At 27.9% G+C, this 18,051-nt stretch carries 13 protein-coding genes; 2 read left to right on the top strand and 11 right to left on the bottom strand.

The window, feature by feature from the left end; genetic code table 11:
• Positions 1-19: 19 nt before the first annotated feature.
• Positions 20-1,885: an excinuclease ABC subunit UvrC gene (gene uvrC / locus NSA23_RS07460; RefSeq protein ID WP_042683020.1), complete on the bottom strand. Its 1,866-nt coding sequence runs from the start codon at positions 1,883-1,885 to the stop codon at positions 20-22.
• A 120-nt stretch (positions 1,886-2,005) separates the two neighbouring features.
• Between uvrC and NSA23_RS07455 the strand changes: the two genes are divergently transcribed.
• Together NSA23_RS07455 and NSA23_RS07450 are read left to right on the top strand one after the other, a co-directional pair.
• Positions 2,006-2,689 carry a hypothetical protein gene (locus NSA23_RS07455; protein ID WP_042683021.1) on the top strand — a complete coding sequence of 228 codons (684 nt, stop codon included), beginning with the start codon at positions 2,006-2,008 and terminating at the stop codon, positions 2,687-2,689.
• Between the two features lie 247 nt (positions 2,690-2,936).
• Positions 2,937-3,140, top strand: a complete 204-nt coding sequence (locus tag NSA23_RS07450; protein ID WP_257490366.1) for an aspartyl/asparaginyl beta-hydroxylase domain-containing protein — start codon at positions 2,937-2,939, stop codon at positions 3,138-3,140.
• A gap of 113 nt (positions 3,141-3,253) precedes the next feature.
• On the opposite strand, the gene NSA23_RS07445 is transcribed toward NSA23_RS07450, so the two are convergent.
• The 10 genes from NSA23_RS07445 to NSA23_RS07400 all read right to left on the bottom strand — a co-directional run bounded on the left by NSA23_RS07445 (position 3,254) and on the right by NSA23_RS07400 (position 18,010).
• Positions 3,254-3,421 carry a hypothetical protein gene (locus tag NSA23_RS07445; RefSeq protein WP_187116692.1) on the bottom strand — a complete coding sequence of 56 codons (168 nt, stop codon included), beginning with the start codon at positions 3,419-3,421 and terminating at the stop codon, positions 3,254-3,256.
• A gap of 75 nt (positions 3,422-3,496) precedes the next feature.
• Complete coding sequence (locus NSA23_RS07440) at positions 3,497-3,994, bottom strand: hypothetical protein (RefSeq protein WP_042683023.1); 498 nt, start codon at positions 3,992-3,994, stop codon at positions 3,497-3,499.
• A gap of 102 nt (positions 3,995-4,096) precedes the next feature.
• The gene (locus NSA23_RS07435; RefSeq protein WP_042683024.1) at positions 4,097-5,014 is read right to left on the bottom strand and encodes a hypothetical protein; all 918 of its coding nucleotides are present in this window, start codon (positions 5,012-5,014) and stop codon (positions 4,097-4,099) included.
• 730 nt (positions 5,015-5,744) lie between these two features.
• Positions 5,745-10,511, bottom strand: a complete 4,767-nt coding sequence (locus tag NSA23_RS07430) for a DUF4430 domain-containing protein (protein ID WP_257490365.1) — start codon at positions 10,509-10,511, stop codon at positions 5,745-5,747.
• A 100-nt stretch (positions 10,512-10,611) separates the two neighbouring features.
• Positions 10,612-11,412, bottom strand: coding sequence for a hypothetical protein (locus tag NSA23_RS07425; RefSeq protein WP_042683026.1), 801 nt, complete (start codon positions 11,410-11,412; stop codon positions 10,612-10,614).
• Between the two features lie 149 nt (positions 11,413-11,561).
• Positions 11,562-12,203, bottom strand: a complete 642-nt coding sequence (locus tag NSA23_RS07420; protein ID WP_042683027.1) for a CpXC domain-containing protein — start codon at positions 12,201-12,203, stop codon at positions 11,562-11,564.
• 394 nt (positions 12,204-12,597) lie between these two features.
• On the bottom strand, positions 12,598-13,335 hold the full coding sequence (ymfI, locus tag NSA23_RS07415; RefSeq protein WP_042683028.1) for an elongation factor P 5-aminopentanone reductase: 738 nt from the start codon (positions 13,333-13,335) through the stop codon (positions 12,598-12,600).
• A 49-nt stretch (positions 13,336-13,384) separates the two neighbouring features.
• Positions 13,385-15,820 carry a transglutaminase domain-containing protein gene (locus tag NSA23_RS07410; RefSeq protein ID WP_042683029.1) on the bottom strand — a complete coding sequence of 812 codons (2,436 nt, stop codon included), beginning with the start codon at positions 15,818-15,820 and terminating at the stop codon, positions 13,385-13,387.
• Between the two features lie 13 nt (positions 15,821-15,833).
• Positions 15,834-17,006: a DUF58 domain-containing protein gene (locus NSA23_RS07405; protein WP_042683030.1), complete on the bottom strand. Its 1,173-nt coding sequence runs from the start codon at positions 17,004-17,006 to the stop codon at positions 15,834-15,836.
• Between the two features lie 56 nt (positions 17,007-17,062).
• Positions 17,063-18,010 carry an AAA family ATPase gene (locus NSA23_RS07400; protein WP_042683031.1) on the bottom strand — a complete coding sequence of 316 codons (948 nt, stop codon included), beginning with the start codon at positions 18,008-18,010 and terminating at the stop codon, positions 17,063-17,065.
• Between the last annotated feature and the right edge of the window lie 41 nt (positions 18,011-18,051).

Below are 18,051 nucleotides of genomic sequence, written 5' to 3'. Positions count from 1 at the left end.
ATTCACATCCTTTAGTATTCTAGGATCCTTTTCTAAAAAAATTATAGACTTCTTCTGCTGCAGTTTTATTCATGCCTTCCACATCTTTTAATTCTTCCATAGAAGCCTTTTTTATCCCTTCAATACTTCCAAAGGTTTTAAGAAGAGCTTTCTTTCTTTTATCCCCTATTCCTTTTATATCATCTAGTACAGATTTAAATATTTTCTTACTTCTCAAACTTCTATGATAACTAATAGCAAACCTATGAGCCTCATCTTGGATTCTAGTAATAAACCTAAAAGTAGTACTATTTTTTTCTAAAGATATTTCTTTATTTTTATATATAATTCCTCTTGTATTGTGGTGTTCATCTTTAACAAGACCGCACACAGGTATTTCTATATTCATTTGAAAAAGTATTCTTTCTACTACATTGACTTGACCTTTGCCACCATCTATCATGATTAAGTCTGGAAAAACTGAAAATCCTTTTACTTTAATATTGTTTTCTTTTATTAATTCTTTTTCTTCTAATCCTCGTCTAAATCTTCTTTTTATAACTTCTTCCATACTAGCATAATCATCAGGACCAATGACTGTCTTTATTTTAAATCTTCTATAGTCACTCTTTTTAGGTACACCTTTTTCAAATACCACCATAGAACCTACTGGCTCTACTCCTTGAATATTAGATATATCAAATGCTTCAATTCTAAAAGGTACTTCATCTAAGTCCATAACTCTAGCTAATTCCTCTAATGGCTCTTCCTCTTCCCTTTTTCTTATTATAACACTTTGATCATACTGATTTAAAGTATCTATTGCATTTTTTCTTACCATTTCCATTAATCTACTCTTTTCTCCCCTTTTAGGGATTCTAATGGAAACTCTAGATCCTCTTTTTTCACTGAGCCACTTAGAAACTACATCTATATCTTCAAAATCTTCTTCTATAAATATTTCCTTTGGCACATAGGCAGTACCTAAATAAAATTGTTTTATAAATGAACTTAAAATCTCTGCTCTTTCTGTATTCTCTACATTTGAAATGAAAAAATGTTCCCTTCCCATAATTTTGCCATTTCTTATGAAAAATACTTGAATACAAATATTTTCAACTCCTCTTGCCATTCCTATTATATCTTGGTCAGTTAAATTATTTGTAGAAACAATTTTTTGTTTTTCAAGAATCACTCTCAAGGAGTTGATTTGATCCCTATATTTTGCTGCATTTTCAAAATCTAAATTTTTAGCCGCTTCTTCCATTTTATTTTCTATGACTTCTACAAGTTTTTCTTCCCTTCCATTTAAAAACATGATTATTTCATCAATCATTTCCATATATTTGTTTTCATCTACATTTCCTTGACAAGGTGCTAAACATCTTCCTATATAATAGTTAAGGCAAGGTCTATTTATGACTTTAGTTCCATCAAGCTTTAGTTTACAAGTTCTAATTGGATAAAGAGTCCTAATTATATCTAATGTATCATTTACTGCATATCCACTTGGATAAGGGCCAAAATATTTAGCTCCATCTTTTAATATTTTTCTAGTTTTTATAACTCTAGAGTATTTCTCATTAGTAGTTATTTTTATATAAGGATATTGTTTATCATCCCTTAGAAGAACATTGTATTTAGGTTTATGTTTTTTAATCAAATTTGCTTCCAAAATTAAAGCTTCTACCTCATTGTCCACTATTATATATTCAAACTCACTAATATTTTTAACCATGGTTCTTACTTTTAAAGTATTATTTCTTGAAGACTGAAAATATTGTCTAACTCTTTTCTTTAGAGAAATAGCTTTTCCTACATATATTACTTCCCCATTTTCATTCTTCATTATATATACTCCTGGTTTATCAGGCAATTTTTTCAGTTCTTCATCTATATTAAACATAAAACCACCTTTCTAAAATAACATCATTTAGGTATATTATTATAATACCATAAACAATTTGAAGTACAATATTCTATAAGATATAATATAAATAATTAGAATATTTTAGGAGGTTTCCAAATGAAGACAATGAAAAAGTCCATGGCTTTTTTCCTATCTTTTATAGTTACTGTCATATTTATTACATTTTTTACAATACTTTTAGACCCTATACTTAAGGATATATCAAAGCCTTCAATTAAAAACACAATACTACCCTTTCTCTTATCCTTAGGACTTATATTTTTTATGTTTTTTCAAGGATTTTTAAAATGGAATTGGAATAAAAAAATATTGAAGAAAAATAAAGAACTCATAAGAGTTAAAGGAGACAATTTCACAAAAACGGAAAAGTTATGGATTTATATATTTTTAATATTTATATATTTTGGACAAGTATTTAAAGAATTATTCTTTACATCTATTACAATAGAAAAAATATTACTTTTTGTATCCTTCTTTATTATAGTACATTTTCTATTAAAATTTTCAGAAAAGACTATGGAAATTATATTATTAAAAAATGGAGTTATGATCACAGGATTAGATTTAAGGGTAGATATACCTTTAGGACAACCTCTTAATAATCCTACAGGTTTTTATCCATATGCAAATATAGATGGATACATTCCACTACAAGATAAGATGGAACTCTTTCTAGAGCTAGAGCAGGGAAAAATAACAGTACATACTAAAGGCAAAGAAAGAAGTCAAATTTTATATATACTTAAGGAAAATGGAGTGGAAAAGAGAAAATATGTATAGGAAATAGGTGATCTAATATTACTCCAATTATTTTATTATTTATTATCGGTATAATAGTTGCTATGATAGGCGTAATTTATAATATTGAAGCAAATATTTACGTAACATCTAAAAAAAGCCACGATGAAAAAGAAAAAACAAGGTAGAACTTAGTCAAATTAGCTAAGTTTCAATATGTTTTAATTGCAGTATGTTTATTGTTATTTCTCTATTTTAAATATATTTGCTAGGAAGGTCTATAGTGATAATGAAAAAAATTATTTTAGGTATTGGACTTACCTTTGGATTACTTTCCATGAGCTTTCGAGCTAGCTACAATTTAAAAAGAGATAGGAATGTACTCTTAAATAAAAAGAAAGAGAAGTTTTTTTATAAGATATTAAAATATCAAGTTATATTTGGAATAATAGGAGCAATATTTTTATTTACTGCCATGGTCTTATATTGCTAATAAATAAAACATATATATATTCATTAGGGTATAATAGCACACCTCTTTAGAAGTATGTTATATACCCTGATTTTATTGATAAAACTAAGATTAAATAAATCCTAATATGTATACTAAATCATGCCTGCTAATAATAAACTGGCCAATAATATAATTGCATTTGAAATTAAATTTATATTTTTATCTCCAGGAAGCAATTCAGCTAAAAAATAGTTTATTTTAGTTAATACTAAATAAGATATTATAAAAATCATAATAAAAGTAAAAATTCTAACTGACATATTTCATCACCTACCATAAAATTTATTTCAGCTTTCGTAAATTTATAAATAGTGGCAAAATAAAAGATATCAATATTAATATCTTTCAAATAATTCTAATACATTATCGTCTTTCATTTGTACACTACAGTATTTATTATTAATTTTAACTATGTAATAATCCCCTTTGATTTTAAATGTTAAATTCCTTAAATCTTCAGCTGAATTTTCTTTTTCAATATTTTTTGATAGTTTTAAAATTTCTTCTGTCATTATTAATGAACCATTCTTATGGAATTTAATCTTGAAAGAAGGCTCAGATTTATCTACATATTTATCTATTTTCTTTTTATTTATATCAACATTCCAGAGAGGATAAAAATTCCTCACTATATCTCCTACATCCTCTTTATCTTCAAATATCATATTATTACCTTCATAACCTATTACCTCAATCTTATCTACTTCATGTAACCCTTCTAGCAAATCTATCCATTTTTCTATTTTCTTATTTCTAATAATACTTTTGGTAGATATTAAAATACTAATTAACAATATTATAATTAAAACTTTATTTGGTTTATTGTTTTTCATTTTTGACCCCCTTATAATTTAACTCAAAAACAAAATTATATTTTTTAAGTATAACTCATAGTTATATAACTATGAGTTATACTTAATTAAATACATTAAACTTTAATTAAACTTAATATAATTATCTATACCTTTTTTCAACAAACTATAATTATCATTATAATCATGGTCGGCTATTGTATCTTTATGCAAGATTACTATATCTTTATCTCCTACAATAGCTCTATTTTTTTCTGTTTTTCCTGCTCTATAGGGATAACTATTACCTACATTTACAGTTTTATTATAGTGTACATTTGCTACAAATTCTCTTACCATAATATCTTCTACAACACCATATACTCCAGAACCTAGACTAACAAGGGTAAGAACTGCAGCTACTGCACTCATTGGAATTGAAATTAATGCTGCTATTGCGCCTGCTGTTGTCCCTGCATATACAAGCCAATCGTGGTACCTATATATTTCAAAATTCTTACTTTCATATAACTTAGCAGTTAATCCACGCTCTGTTAAGCTTTCTAAATATTTATTTCTATAAGGTTCACCATATTTATCTACCAATCCTCCTCTAATAAGCATAATATCATTATTAGCAATTTCTGCATGATGCTCATCTTTTATCAAGTTAGTGTAATCTTCAGGTATAAATACTTTTTTATTTAATTCTATATGTTCTTCTAATATATTTTCTCTAATTTCTTTAAAATCTGTTACATAATCTTTTTCAATTCTATTATTCAGCATCGTTGAATTAATAATACTAGGGTTAGATTTGTCTTTCATATTAACCTCAACGTCTCCATTAGAATTTCGAGAAATAGACAAGGTAAATTTGTTATTGTCTTCATAATAATAATAGGTATTACCAATTTTACTTATTTCTTTAATAGTTTTTCCATCCTTTTTTACACATTCAATAACTTTCAATTTAGAATTCTCATTAGCAAACACATTTGAATTTGTTACAACTAAAATCGCACAAATTAACAGTAATGATACTATTCTTTTAGTTTCCATTATTATACCTCCTATATAATAAATTAACCTACTCCCAAATAGTGATAACTATAAATTTGACTTGATTTTATCGCCATCCCCCCTCATATTATTGATATTTGAATACAATTAAATTTACTCACTCCTTTCAAATTTCTATCTTAATTAAATATTTTAATTTTCTTTTATCTAATTAATAACTATTTTTTAATCTTCATATTTTATAAAAATAGAACAAAATATAATTTTTCAAGTAAATAAATAAACAAAAATAGCTTCTGTCATAAGTGAATAAACACTTCCGACAGAAGCTCTATATATGCTGTAGAACTTTACTTCAAACTAACCTGTATACGGAGTTAGTCTCTGTTATCAAAGAATCTGTTTCCGACTTAATTATGAATTATTATCATAATTTCACGGTAGCGCATCTGTTCAAGACTTGCACCTGATTCCAGAAAGATAACAATATATGTTATCTTGTTAAATATAATGTATTTTAACTTTCTTTGATTTCAAGTTCAATTATCAAAATACAATATAAAAAAATATTTCTTCCTTAATTTTATAAAATAATATCCACATGAATAAATGATATCATACCTTAATCTAGAAATCAAACCAAATAATTCATTTTACTATATAACTTTTGATTTTACTTAGACTTTAATACATGCCATGACATAGCAAATGCAAATATATTCCTGCCTTCTTTTTGAAAGCAGGAATATATTTATACTTACTCATTTCCCTATTTATCTTGATGAGTATTCTTAGCTAATTTAAAATGCTTTTTGCTTAGTAAAAGTAATCCTACCAATAATATAGCTATACCTACATATTTAACTTTATCACTTGTTCCAGTAGCTGGTAATTTTCTCTTTCCTTTATTGTTTATATTTTTATCCCTATCATTTATGTCTATTACTTTGCCATTGCTTCCTCCTGTTTTGTCACCATCTGGATCAATCTTTGGAGGTTTGTTATTATCATCCTTTGTATCTTTATTGTCATTATCTGGAGCTATATCTTCATCTAATTCATTTTTAGTTTCATCTAATATACCTTTTAATCTTATTACCTCAGAATCTTTTCTAAGTTCTTCTGACATATTGTTATATGCATTTTCTGCTTCCTTTACAGCCTTAATATTTTCTTTTGTTGCTGGCTTGGAAATTTCTCCAATATCCTCTACTAAGTTCTTAAAGTTTTCAATCTCTAATTCTTTAATCTTTTTTTCTACTGCTTCAAGTTTTTTCACATCTACTAATTTCTTTTGATCATCTGTTAAAGCTTCATAAGCTTTTCTTGTAGCTTTGACAGCCTCTTTATTTTCATTTGTAAATTTATCTAGTTTTAAGCTTTCTATCTGTTTCGTTACTTTGTCAGCTGCTTTTTTGTTTTTCTCTTTTTCTTTATCTTTTTCTATAGCCTCTAGTTCAACTATTTTATCTTCTACTTTAATAAGCTTATCAACATTAGATACTAGTTTTCTTTGTTCTGCTGTCAATTCATCATAAGCTTTTCTTACTTCTTCTACTTTTCCTTTATCATTTAGCGTTAATTTATCTATTTTTGGAAGTTTAGATATCATATTTTCTACTTCTTTTATAATTTTTTCATCTGCTTTTTTCATTGAAGTATCTAATAATTTAACACATTCTTCAAGTTCTTCATCTGAAACTACTACTCTTTGAACAGCTTTATAGGAATAGTCATAGGCCTTTTTAAAATCTGGATCTTTTAATAACTCTCCTTTATCTGGTCTTCCATTTATCTCGGCAATTTTTTTAGTTAGTGTAGTTTTATCTCCAACAGGAAGTGGTGGTGTTCCTTCTGGAAAATCTTGACCTAAATCAGCACCATATCCCCAAAGAGTAAAATGAACTCTAAATACATCTCCATCTTTAGGAGTATAAGCATTCATCCCTACATTTGGAAGTACATTGTTTATAGAATACATCCATCCAGACATAGAACTATAATCAAATTCACCTAATTGGCCTGGCTCATTTAATTCACCATGGAATGATTGTCCATTAGTTGGATTCTCTTCTATCATACTTAACAATTCTTCTGGAATATTTACTTCTCCTTCATCTGCTCCTTTTATAGCTTCTACATAATCATACTTTCCAACTACATTTTCTTTTTCAAGAATACGGTCAAGTATATCTCTACAATTTTCTCCCTTATAGATTAGTACTTCCATAGGTTCCGTAAAATATCCTAATCCTAAGGTAAATCTTTCTAATGCAAATGTAATAGTACCAACATACTCATCATCTTCTGATTCTAATTCTTTAATAGTTCTTTCAGCTTCTTCTAAAATATCTAGATTTTCAGCTCCTACTTTTTCTTTTTGTTTGCTATCTAATACATCATAGGACTTTCTTGTAGCTTCTACTGCTGGTTTATCTTCTAATGTTATAGACTTTGGCAATGCTTTTATTGCATTTATAACTGATTCTACTTCTTTATCATAAGAATTCTCATTTATTTTTTCTATTGCTTTATCTAAAATAGCTTTAGCTGTAATAACTCCTGAATTTTTTTTAAGTTCTTCGGACATATTATTATATGCATTTTCTGCTTTTTCTACATCTTTAATATTTTCTTCTGTAGGTGGACTTGAAATATCTCCAATGACTTCTACTAAAGATTTAAAATTCTTAATCTCTAATTCATTCATTTTCTTTTCTGATTCTTCAAGTTTTGCAATGTCTACTAGTTTCTTCTGCTCTTCTGTTAATAATTTATAAGCTTTTCTTGCCTTAATAACAGCTTCTTTGTTTTCATTTGTAAACTTATCTAATTTCAATTCATCAACTAATTTATTTACTCTATCTGCAGCTTCTTTATCTGGATTTTCTATTACTTTTTGTTCTATATCTTCTAAATGTTTTATTGTAGATTCCCTCATAGAATCACGTTGACGGTCTGTTAATTTACTTCCTGGTCCATTATAAGCATCTCTTGCAGCTAATACTTCTTCAGGAGTACTATTTTCCATTAAGGATAATATTTGATTGTTTACTGTTACTGTTGAAGTTTTAAGCCCTAATGTATCTTCTAAATCTCTGCAATCAAATATATGGGTTCGTCCTTCATATGCTCTTACGACTGAATCAAATCCTCTAATTATTTGTCCTATTTCATAGGTACCATTAAAAGTTTTTTCATCAAAATTAAAATATTGTCCTTTAAGATAAGATTCTACTATAGTATTTCCATTTTTTATAAATGCAGAATCAAAAGGATCGAGTCCTGCCATACTTATATTCATAAATACTTGAGCATTTGTCCAGGGGTTATAAAAGTCTCCTGCAAAACCTCCCCAAAAAGTTCCTTCAGCAGTCTGATGCTCTGAAAAGGCCTTTTTCATAAGTTGTACTGCCTCTGTTACATCTTCATATCCTTCTTTTTCATTAAATGGTAAGCAAGGTTGATATGCCATAACAACCATATCAGCTGCACTTCCGCCATTTTTTTCTTTTAAAGTCTTTGCTTGGTCATGTATCATTTTCTCATCTTTTTCTTTTATTTTTTTACTCATTTCTTTATCCTTAGGATAGAAATCAGTATAATAATCTTGAGAATGACGAGCATAGTAACTATATTGAGATGAGAAAAACCCTGACATTTGTCTACCAGGCTTTGTTAATGAACCTAATAGATCCCAATCTTCAATATCACGAATGTCATACCCAGTAGCTGAAACAGCTAATGCGAGTTTACTAATTGAATCTGCATGAATATCGTCTACATTAATACCATCTTCCTTTAACTTAGCCATAAACTTTTGTACTTCTTCAAACCAATCATCATAAAATTCTGGATTTTCTTCTGGAATATAGCCCATACGTGCAGCTGAAAATACGAACCAATCATGATCATTTAATATTATATTATTTCCCCACTGATCTTTTTTTCTATCATAACTCATCTCAGGTATGTCTTTGATTAAAAAACCATGTCTCTTTTGAATTGTATTTACTACATAACCTTCTAGTTCCTTTAATTTTTCTATTTTTTCATCTTTTTCTTCTTTAGTTAAAGTATTCTTTCCATTGTATTCAAATTTTGCATATACTGGCAATATCTTGCCTATCTTAAATAAATATTCTTGATTTGCATCATACTCAAGATCCAATGATTCATATTCTACATTTACTTTGACTTTATCACCATGTATTGGATCAAAAGAAGGATTTTTGGATGGATTAACTTTCCAATTTAATTTTATATCGTACTTATCTATTAATTTTTCTGTTTCGGATGTTAAATTAGCAAAATTTACATCTTTTATCTTAGTTTTTAAATTTTCTTTTATATCCAGTTTTTCATCATAAATTTTATCCTCCGCTATCCCTTGAATATCTAAGTATATCGTTCTTTTTTTATCTAGCTTTTTAGCGTCTAAATAAGGATAACCATCATTTATATTAGAATCTATACTCCAACAATATTCAAAATCAAAATTATGTTTTTCAGCAGTAAAAGTTTCTTTCTTTTTCATTTCCTCCGTTGTATACTTTGTACCACCACGATTTCCTAGTGTATAGAAGCCACAGATCTCCTTGTCATAAGCACAACTCTCACCACTTTCAGATTCATAGGCACTACAGGTTATCCTAATTGGATGATATATTTTCCTATATTCTCTTACACTATCAGTACTATATCCTTTAAAAGTTCCTGCAAAATAAGATCTAATTATCCTCTTTCCACCATCATAAGCTAATCCTCCAATTTCAGGAGGTATAGAACCCATATCTTCAGTATATTGATTATCAAAATTTACACGACTATAACAATCTCTCATATTTCCATAGTATGACTCGCTACCATCATGTTTTTTTATAGATACCTTAGATTCTCCTATTAAACCACCAATATGTATATTTGCTAGCTTATTTACAATACTGCCTGATGATGAACATCTACTAACCTCACCAGCACAAGAACTTGCTAACATACCATATCCTGTGTCTTTCTTAAAAATACTATTAGAATCATTCCAAACATCAAATAAAATAGCATCTGCATCATCCAATAGTACATCTCCATGAATATTAAAGTTTCTCAATACTGCATTTGGACCTGCTACACAGAAAAAACCTGACACTTTATCATTATAATTCTTAATAGTATGTCCATTTCCATCAAATATACCATTAAAAATCCCTACTACTTCTTCTCCATATTCATTAAGTCTTGTTTTAAAAGAATTTAAAGAAGTTTTAGATTGAGCAATATCTATATCATTCATTAGTTCTACAGTCAATCCAGTATAATCAATTCCTTTATCAATATCTGCTCTGAAAGTATTGATATCTTCAACAGTCTTTATAGTATATATGCCTTTTGCATTTTTAGACAGTGATGGTTCTTCATCGGATAGGTCTATAGTTACAGTAGCTGCATGAACCGCCCCTATTGGAAATATAATCGGCAATAATAAAGTTACTAACAACAATACAGAAAGTAGCTTTTTATAACTTCTTACATTATTCATACTAATTCTCCTCACCTTTAATATAAAAAATTAATAGAATTGAAGAGAGAAACTTCTCTCTTCAATTCTTAAGAATCTAATAACTAATTATTTTTACTTCCTAAAGAGAGTCTGCGATTTCATCTACATCAGCTTGAGTATATCCTTCAGTTGTTAAATCTCTCAAAACTTCCATTGCATCAAGGTATTCAGCACTATTTTTGTTCTCATGATCTGCCATCTTCCTAATTAAATGAGACTTGTCCACTCTAGTACTGAAAAAAGGTGGTGTTGGTTCCGTATTCCAATTATAATATCCCCATTCATTTAATGTGCCATCTGGCAGATATCCTTCTAAACCTAGATCACATCCTACAGCCATGGAGTATTCCCAACGTATTACTGCATTATCAGGTAAATCAGATAATTTAGTATCACCTGTATAATAAATACCATTATCATCAACCATTGTATTATTTACAGTAAACATCCATCCTGAAATACCATCATATTCTTTTTCTGCTAACCATCCTTCTTCATTTACAATAGGTTGGTTTGGAATATCTGTTCTAAATACAATACCCTTTGTTAATTCTGACAATATTTCTTTAAATGGATACTGAAAATCAGGCGTATCATCTTTAAACGCTTCAATGTAAGTTCCGTATTGAGTACCTCTAATTCTAACATTGTAAACCCCTACTGCTTCTTTAGTAGCATCTGCAATTGTTTTATTTTCATCTAATACTACCTTTACTGGCTCTTGAATAAGATCTTGTCCAGTAATGTTTTTTTCTACATCTACATATACTGTCTTTGTAGCACTTTCATTTGCTGCAAAATTTGGAACTGCAAATGCAAAAATCATAATCAAACTGCACAATAAAGCAAATACTTTTTTTCCACTTCTTTTGATCTTCATAACTTCTCCTCCCTTTTATTATTGTTTTTTGTCAATCCTAACCAAAATAAGTTCTCCCCTGTTTTGGTTTTGATGTCATCCACCCTACTATGCTTGTCCTCACCCCTCCCAATATATAAGATTATCTCAACTGGACATTAGACCTTTTTTTAAATTCTTCTTGCCCAGTTTTGATCAATTTTATATTCCCCTAAATTTTCTTTAAAACATTGCATATACTTTAGAGAATTTTGAAGTGTTTTATAATCTGTATATGTAGCTGAGATAAAAATACGTTTTTGAAAGTTATTTAGTGCTCCGAAATTAACTTGATTTTTTGAAGGATTAAAAGAATCAAATAAAACTTTGCTTATTTTTATAGGGGACTTCATATCTAAAAGTTTTCTAGTTACATCTTGATATATTTTGTAACTAAGATAAGTTATAATCTTGTCATTTAATTTAACCTCAAATATATATATCTTTTCAATAAGATCCATCATATCAGAAACTATTCTAATCTTATACTCAGGATATAATTCTTCTAACTTTTCTATTTTTTTATCATAATTTTTATCTTCCATATTTAAAAATATAATATATTTTTTCTTCATATCCTCATAAACTATAGAATATGGGTTTCTAAACAAAGCTCCACAGTTTGCACATTTAAAATCAAATATACTTCCATTTAAAACTTTTGGTTTCATTTCTAAGTTTAAATTGATGTTTAATATGTCATACGCTTTTGTCTTAAAAACTTTCTGACATCTTGGACAAACTCTTTCTATTATTTTAGTAGTTGTTTTCATATAACCTCCTTTTTCAGCAAAATATAAATAAACAAAAAAGCTTCCGTCATAAGTGAATAAACACTTTAGACAGAAGCTCTATATATGCTGTAGAACTTTACTTGAAACTATACCTTATATGCGAGGTTAGTTTTCTGTTTCAAAGAATCTGTATCCGACTTGATTATATCATAACCTTACGGTAGCGCATCTGTTCAGGATTTACGCCTGATTCCAGAAAGATAACAATATATATTATCCTGCTGAATATAATACTTCAGCTTTCTTTGATCTCAAGTTAAATTGTAGATTTTTCCCTTATTTAATATGCAAAACTAACTAATTACATATACGATACCATATTCTTATTTAAAAGTCAAACTTCCTGAAATAAAATAAGATAGATAGGCTTTTTCTAAACTATTACAAATCCACCACTTGGATTGATTATCTGGCCTGTTATTAGTTTAGTTTCTTCTGTTGATAAAATATATATTACATCTGCAATTTCTTCTGGTTTTGCAATTACTTCAAGGGGAGTTTCATCTCTAATTATTTCTCGAATTTCTTCACTAACTCCTCCAATCATATCTGTATCTACTGCCCCAGGTGCAATAGCATTAACTAATATATTAGAAGGCCCTAGTTCTTTGGCTAAAGCTTTAGTAAAACTTATAATTGCCCCCTTTGTAGCTGAATAATGAACTTCACAAGAAGCTCCAACTAGTCCCCAAATTGATGCAATATTAATAATTCTTCCTGACTTTTCACTAATCATTTTAGGAAGAACACATTGGCAACAATTAAACATTCCATTGACGTTTACATCAAAGATTCTTCTCCATTGTTCTTCTGTAATATCAGTAAATAAAGTCATATCAGCTATACCTGCATTGTTAACTAAAACATCAACCTTCCCAAATTTTTCATAGCCTTTTTCACACATTTCTTCAACTTGTTTTCTATTAGAAACATCAGCCTGTATTGCAATAGCATTAGCACCACTAGAAAGCAAATCCTCTAATAATGAAAATGCCTTATCTTTATTTTTATAATAATTAATAATTACATTATAACCTTCTTTAGCAAACTTTTTTGCTGTAGCTCTTCCAATTCCTCTAGAAGATCCTGTGATTAATACTGTTTTCTTCATATTCTATATCTCCTTACAATTTAAGTTTCTTTTATATTATATCAAATATTTAGTATATAAAATCCCAGAATTTCATCTTTATACGTTGGAAAATATTTTTTGATTCTATAAGGTCATAAAGTATTTGATTTTTAAACCTTTTCATATATTCATATTGCTCTTCTGATATTTCATGATTGCTAAATATCGCCTCTTGATTAATACTTATTGCTTTTTTAAATATTTTTACATATTTTTTAGAGTAATTTTCTTCTATATCTTCTATATAATCATAGGTTGATCCACCTTTTTTAGGAAGTCCATCATAATGCATTAGAAACATGGAATATGCAAAAAGTCTAGAAATAGCTAATTTATAATTTGAGTCTTCAAAACTTTCTTCCATTTCTTTAAGTTTTCTTCTATTTTTAACTACATATATAATATAAATTAAAATAGTTATTAACAATAATAAACTAATTCCAATACCGAGCTTTTCTAATGTAGTTAATGTTCTTTTATCATCTTCCTTAGATTTAGTATGTGGTTTTTGTTCATCATCTATAATCTGTTGTTTCCCTTGAGTTGAATCACTAGGTGAATTATTATTCTTATTTTTTTCCAAACTTCCCCCACCTGGATATTGGGAAGTATCTACAGTTTCCATCACATTATAATAAGGTGGTGTTACTTCTATAGGTATCCAACCTATTTCATCAATATATATTTCTGTCCAAGCATGGGCATTAGTTCCATTGATATTTATAGGCTTATATTCTGAAATATTCTTTACATCCTTTGGTGTAATAAGATAACCTTCTACATATCGTGAAGGAATACCAAAATATCTAAACATTGTTGTTGCAGCTGTTGCATAGTGGGTTGCATACCCTTCTTTACTTTCTTCTAGAAAATATTTTAGAAAATCTCTATCCTTTGGCACTGGTTCTGGATCTACGGTATATTTTATATTTTGATTTAAATATTTTTTTATAATTTCTATTGCTTTTTCATATGGAATATGTCCATCTTCAGTTTTAGGAACTTTACCTAATTGATTTTCAAATAAAGACTCTATGTCCTTTGGAATTCTTGTATAGTTTTTATAGACAAATTCATTATAATGACTTTCATTTTTAAGATACTCTTTTATTTTTGGTTCATCTTTCATTCCATATAAATTGCTTGCTAATAAAGGATACTTTTTTACTAAATTTGTATTTGATTTATATTTATATTTTCTTTTCCCTTTGAAAGAAGTTGACATTAGTTTACTATCATTGAATATTTTTATATCCTTAGAATTATCCAATTCAGTATCTAATTCATAAGGTACATAAAGATATTTACTATTTGCATTTATATTATTAACAGATATATCTATCTTTTCATTTTTATCTTTTGAATCTTTCATTAAATCACTTATTGAACTCAATTGGTTTAAACTATTAAATTGATACTTATGAAGCCAATAAAAAAGTTCATAGGAATTATAATATATACTACTGTCTAAATCTGTCCATCCTTCTTTAGTATATTCAGAACCAGTATATCCCTTTAAATAAAGAGAGGTAGGTTTGTCCATAGTTACCTCTAAAGCTTTTGAATTTAATAATTCTAATTTGCCTAATTTTCTAAAGTTTCCTTGAGTAAATGTATTAGTTTTGTTCTTTTCATATCTAAAATCTTGTACCTTGTCTTCTACGTTATTTTTTATATTAGCTACAATAGAGTTTTTTGAATAGTTTGAAGCTGGTTTCACCGCTATAAGCACAAGTGAAAATACTAGGAACAATAAAAATATCATAAAAGCTACATATAATATCATACTATTCTTACTTTTACCAAGTATTTTATTGTTCTCAGAAACCCCTATAAAAGAATAATTAGTTAATAAAACAACAGCAAAAAATAATATTAAATTATATATAAAATTAGGCATTATTCCTGTAAATACTTCTACTATGAATAATGGTAAAACAACAACCCACAAAAGTAAACTACTATTATTTTTCACAGTTAAAGCACAAATAAAGGCTATAATTAAAGATAAAAAGCTCCAAAAATATATTATAGCAATTTGATATGTTTCAGAACTGATACTTATATCGTACTGATTCATAACAAAACCTGTATGTGTACCTACAACATTTCCGATTTGATTCATTGTTAAAAACAGGCCATTTTTAACATATTCTCCTTGAAAAACTAAAAGTCCTATTGATACCAATATTAAAATGGCTAAAAACCTTGAAAATATCTTTAAATTATCAAGAAAATAATTTATTATAAAAATAAAAACCAAACCCGAAACTATAGCTACATAGGATACACTCTCTATATTAAACATGGATATTAAACTTAATACAATACCTATATATAGAGATCCTGAAATAAAAATATTTCCTATAGCCTGTAGTATTCTCCCTTCTTTATTGTTTTCTGTATCTTTAAATGAGATTTGTATTTCATTTCCTGCAGATATATTTTGAAAATTCTTCTCCATTGTTTGACACCCCTTATATCATAAGTTGGCGTAAATCTTCTTCTATATTTTCTGGAGTAAATTTAACTCCATAAGCATTTGACAATTTTTTTTCTTCTTCTGATGCCTCTTCGCATTGTAAAACAGTAATCTTATGTTCATTGGCTAATTCTTCTACAATTTCTTCAAAGCCTTGGGAAGTAATATAGAGAATATGTGAAAAAGTCTTATATTCTACCATATTTAAATAATATTCTATAGCTGAGTATGGATTTTCCCTTTTTTCTATCTCCAAAAATCCTCTCATCATAATAGATAAATCGTCCATTGAATTAACTTCATCTATTATAAATCTATTAGTTTTATGGTCGAAAAACCCTATAGAATGTGTATAATTATTTTCTAATAAAGATTTTGAAATAGATATAAAAGCCTCCATCATTGCATCAGATACTTTTGGTGATTCCTTCCCCTTTCCAATAAATGTAGATGTTTCTAATACTATTAGTATGGAGTTGTCTATAGTCACACTAAGTTCTTTTACAATCAAATCATCAAATTTACTTGTTAACTTCCAATGAATATTTTTTAGACTATCTCCAGGCATATACTCTTTTATTCCAAAAACTTCACTGCTATCAATACCTTTTTGTCCAGTAGAATATATTGGACTTTCTATATTCTCAATTTGACTTTCAAAAAGATTTATATCAATATAGAATGTATTTGGCAATACAAGCATATGAGTAGATATACTAGGACAAATTGTATTAGTAAATATTCCAAAATAATCATAATACATTACTTTGTCCAATTTAATTTCTATATCTCCACAAAATCTACTCTTTATATCCCAATAAACACACTCACTAGATTTTCCTTTAACAGATAAATATATATCTTGTTTTTCCTCTTGCCCTGTTAAAAAGTTTTTTAAAGATAATGTACATTTTATTTTTGATATAGGTAAAAAATTAGCATTCTTTACTTCTAAATAACAACTGCCTAAAATATTTTTATCAATTGTATCTGGTGTATTCAAAATAAATTCCATCTTATTCTTAATAAGCTTTGTACTAATCCCCAGAAATAGAAATATACCTAGAGATATACTAAATAAAAATAATGCAAAATAAGAATCAGAAAAAATATATATAAATAATACTAGAATAGACCAGATTAAACTTTGAATTCTTGATTTTAACATATTTACCTCCTATGACCACTAGTTATTTCAACAAGGAAAAGGATAGAAATAATTATTTAATGACTAGTCTCAGTTTTAATATCTGGAGTTATTGTTTCTTCTAAAATTTGTTTTAGTATATCTTCTGAAGTATTGTTTGCTATTTTAGACTTATGGTCAAGTATAATTCTATGGCTACAAGTATCTATAAAAACATATATTATATCTTCTGGTACTACATAGTCTCTGCCTGAGATATAAGCATTAGCTTTTGCTATTTTACTTATAGTTAAAGCTCCTCTTGGACTTACTCCTTGCAATATAAGAGGATGTTCTCTAGTTGTTTCTGTTAAATAAGTAATATATTCTAATATATCATCTGACACATAAATTCTATTAACTTCCTCTTGCATTTCAATAAGCTCTTCTTTTGTAATTACTTGTGAAACATTATTAAGGGGTTGTTCAACTTGACGATCTCTTAATATTTCTACTTGGCTTTTAAAGTCTGGATAACCTATATTTAATTTCACCATAAAACGGTCTAATTGGGATTGAGGTAAAAGTTGTGTTCCATAGGATCCTATAGGATTTTGTGTGGAAATAACAGTAAAAGGATTTGGAACAGCATAAGTAGTACTATCAACAGTAACATTGCCCTCTTCCATGACTTCTAATAATGCAGCCTGTGTCCTACTAGAGGTACGATTGATTTCATCTGCCAAAAGAAGATTGCACATAACAGCACCTGGCTTATATATAAACTTTTCCTTTCCCTTATCATATATTGTAAATCCTACAATATCTGAAGCCACAACATCTGGAGTAAACTGAATCCTGTTAAAATCCAATCTCATAACCTTGCTAAAGGCAAGAGCAAGAGTTGTCTTTCCTACTCCAGGTATATCTTCAAGCAAAATATGGCCCTTTGCTAATATAGCCATAAATACTTTTTTAACAATTTCATCCTTACCAATAATAACTTTTTTTACTTCATCTATAACATTTTGAGATTTATTCACCATTCAAAATTCCTCCTTCAAAAGTTTATATACTGAGTTTTCTT

The organism is Anaerosalibacter massiliensis, from assembly GCF_024623155.1.
Taxonomy (GTDB): Bacteria; Bacillota; Clostridia; order Tissierellales; family Sporanaerobacteraceae; genus Anaerosalibacter; species Anaerosalibacter massiliensis.
The sequence above is the reverse complement of the archived record's forward strand: the minus strand, read 5'-3'. Positions and strand labels throughout refer to the sequence as shown.

What these genes read in the sequence shown, in the direction of transcription:
- uvrC (WP_042683020.1), bottom strand. Translation starts at nt 1,885, where the DNA reads ATGTTTAATATAGATGAAGAACTGAAAAAATTGCCTGATAAACCAGGA.
- NSA23_RS07455 (WP_042683021.1), top strand. Translation starts at nt 2,006, where the DNA reads ATGAAGACAATGAAAAAGTCCATGGCTTTTTTCCTATCTTTTATAGTT.
- NSA23_RS07450 (WP_257490366.1), top strand. Translation starts at nt 2,937, where the DNA reads ATGAAAAAAATTATTTTAGGTATTGGACTTACCTTTGGATTACTTTCC.
- NSA23_RS07445 (WP_187116692.1), bottom strand. Translation starts at nt 3,421, where the DNA reads ATGTCAGTTAGAATTTTTACTTTTATTATGATTTTTATAATATCTTAT.
- NSA23_RS07440 (WP_042683023.1), bottom strand. Translation starts at nt 3,994, where the DNA reads ATGAAAAACAATAAACCAAATAAAGTTTTAATTATAATATTGTTAATT.
- NSA23_RS07435 (WP_042683024.1), bottom strand. Translation starts at nt 5,014, where the DNA reads ATGGAAACTAAAAGAATAGTATCATTACTGTTAATTTGTGCGATTTTA.
- NSA23_RS07430 (WP_257490365.1), bottom strand. Translation starts at nt 10,511, where the DNA reads ATGAATAATGTAAGAAGTTATAAAAAGCTACTTTCTGTATTGTTGTTA.
- NSA23_RS07425 (WP_042683026.1), bottom strand. Translation starts at nt 11,412, where the DNA reads ATGAAGATCAAAAGAAGTGGAAAAAAAGTATTTGCTTTATTGTGCAGT.
- NSA23_RS07420 (WP_042683027.1), bottom strand. Translation starts at nt 12,203, where the DNA reads ATGAAAACAACTACTAAAATAATAGAAAGAGTTTGTCCAAGATGTCAG.
- ymfI (WP_042683028.1), bottom strand. Translation starts at nt 13,335, where the DNA reads ATGAAGAAAACAGTATTAATCACAGGATCTTCTAGAGGAATTGGAAGA.
- NSA23_RS07410 (WP_042683029.1), bottom strand. Translation starts at nt 15,820, where the DNA reads ATGGAGAAGAATTTTCAAAATATATCTGCAGGAAATGAAATACAAATC.
- NSA23_RS07405 (WP_042683030.1), bottom strand. Translation starts at nt 17,006, where the DNA reads ATGTTAAAATCAAGAATTCAAAGTTTAATCTGGTCTATTCTAGTATTA.
- NSA23_RS07400 (WP_042683031.1), bottom strand. Translation starts at nt 18,010, where the DNA reads ATGGTGAATAAATCTCAAAATGTTATAGATGAAGTAAAAAAAGTTATT.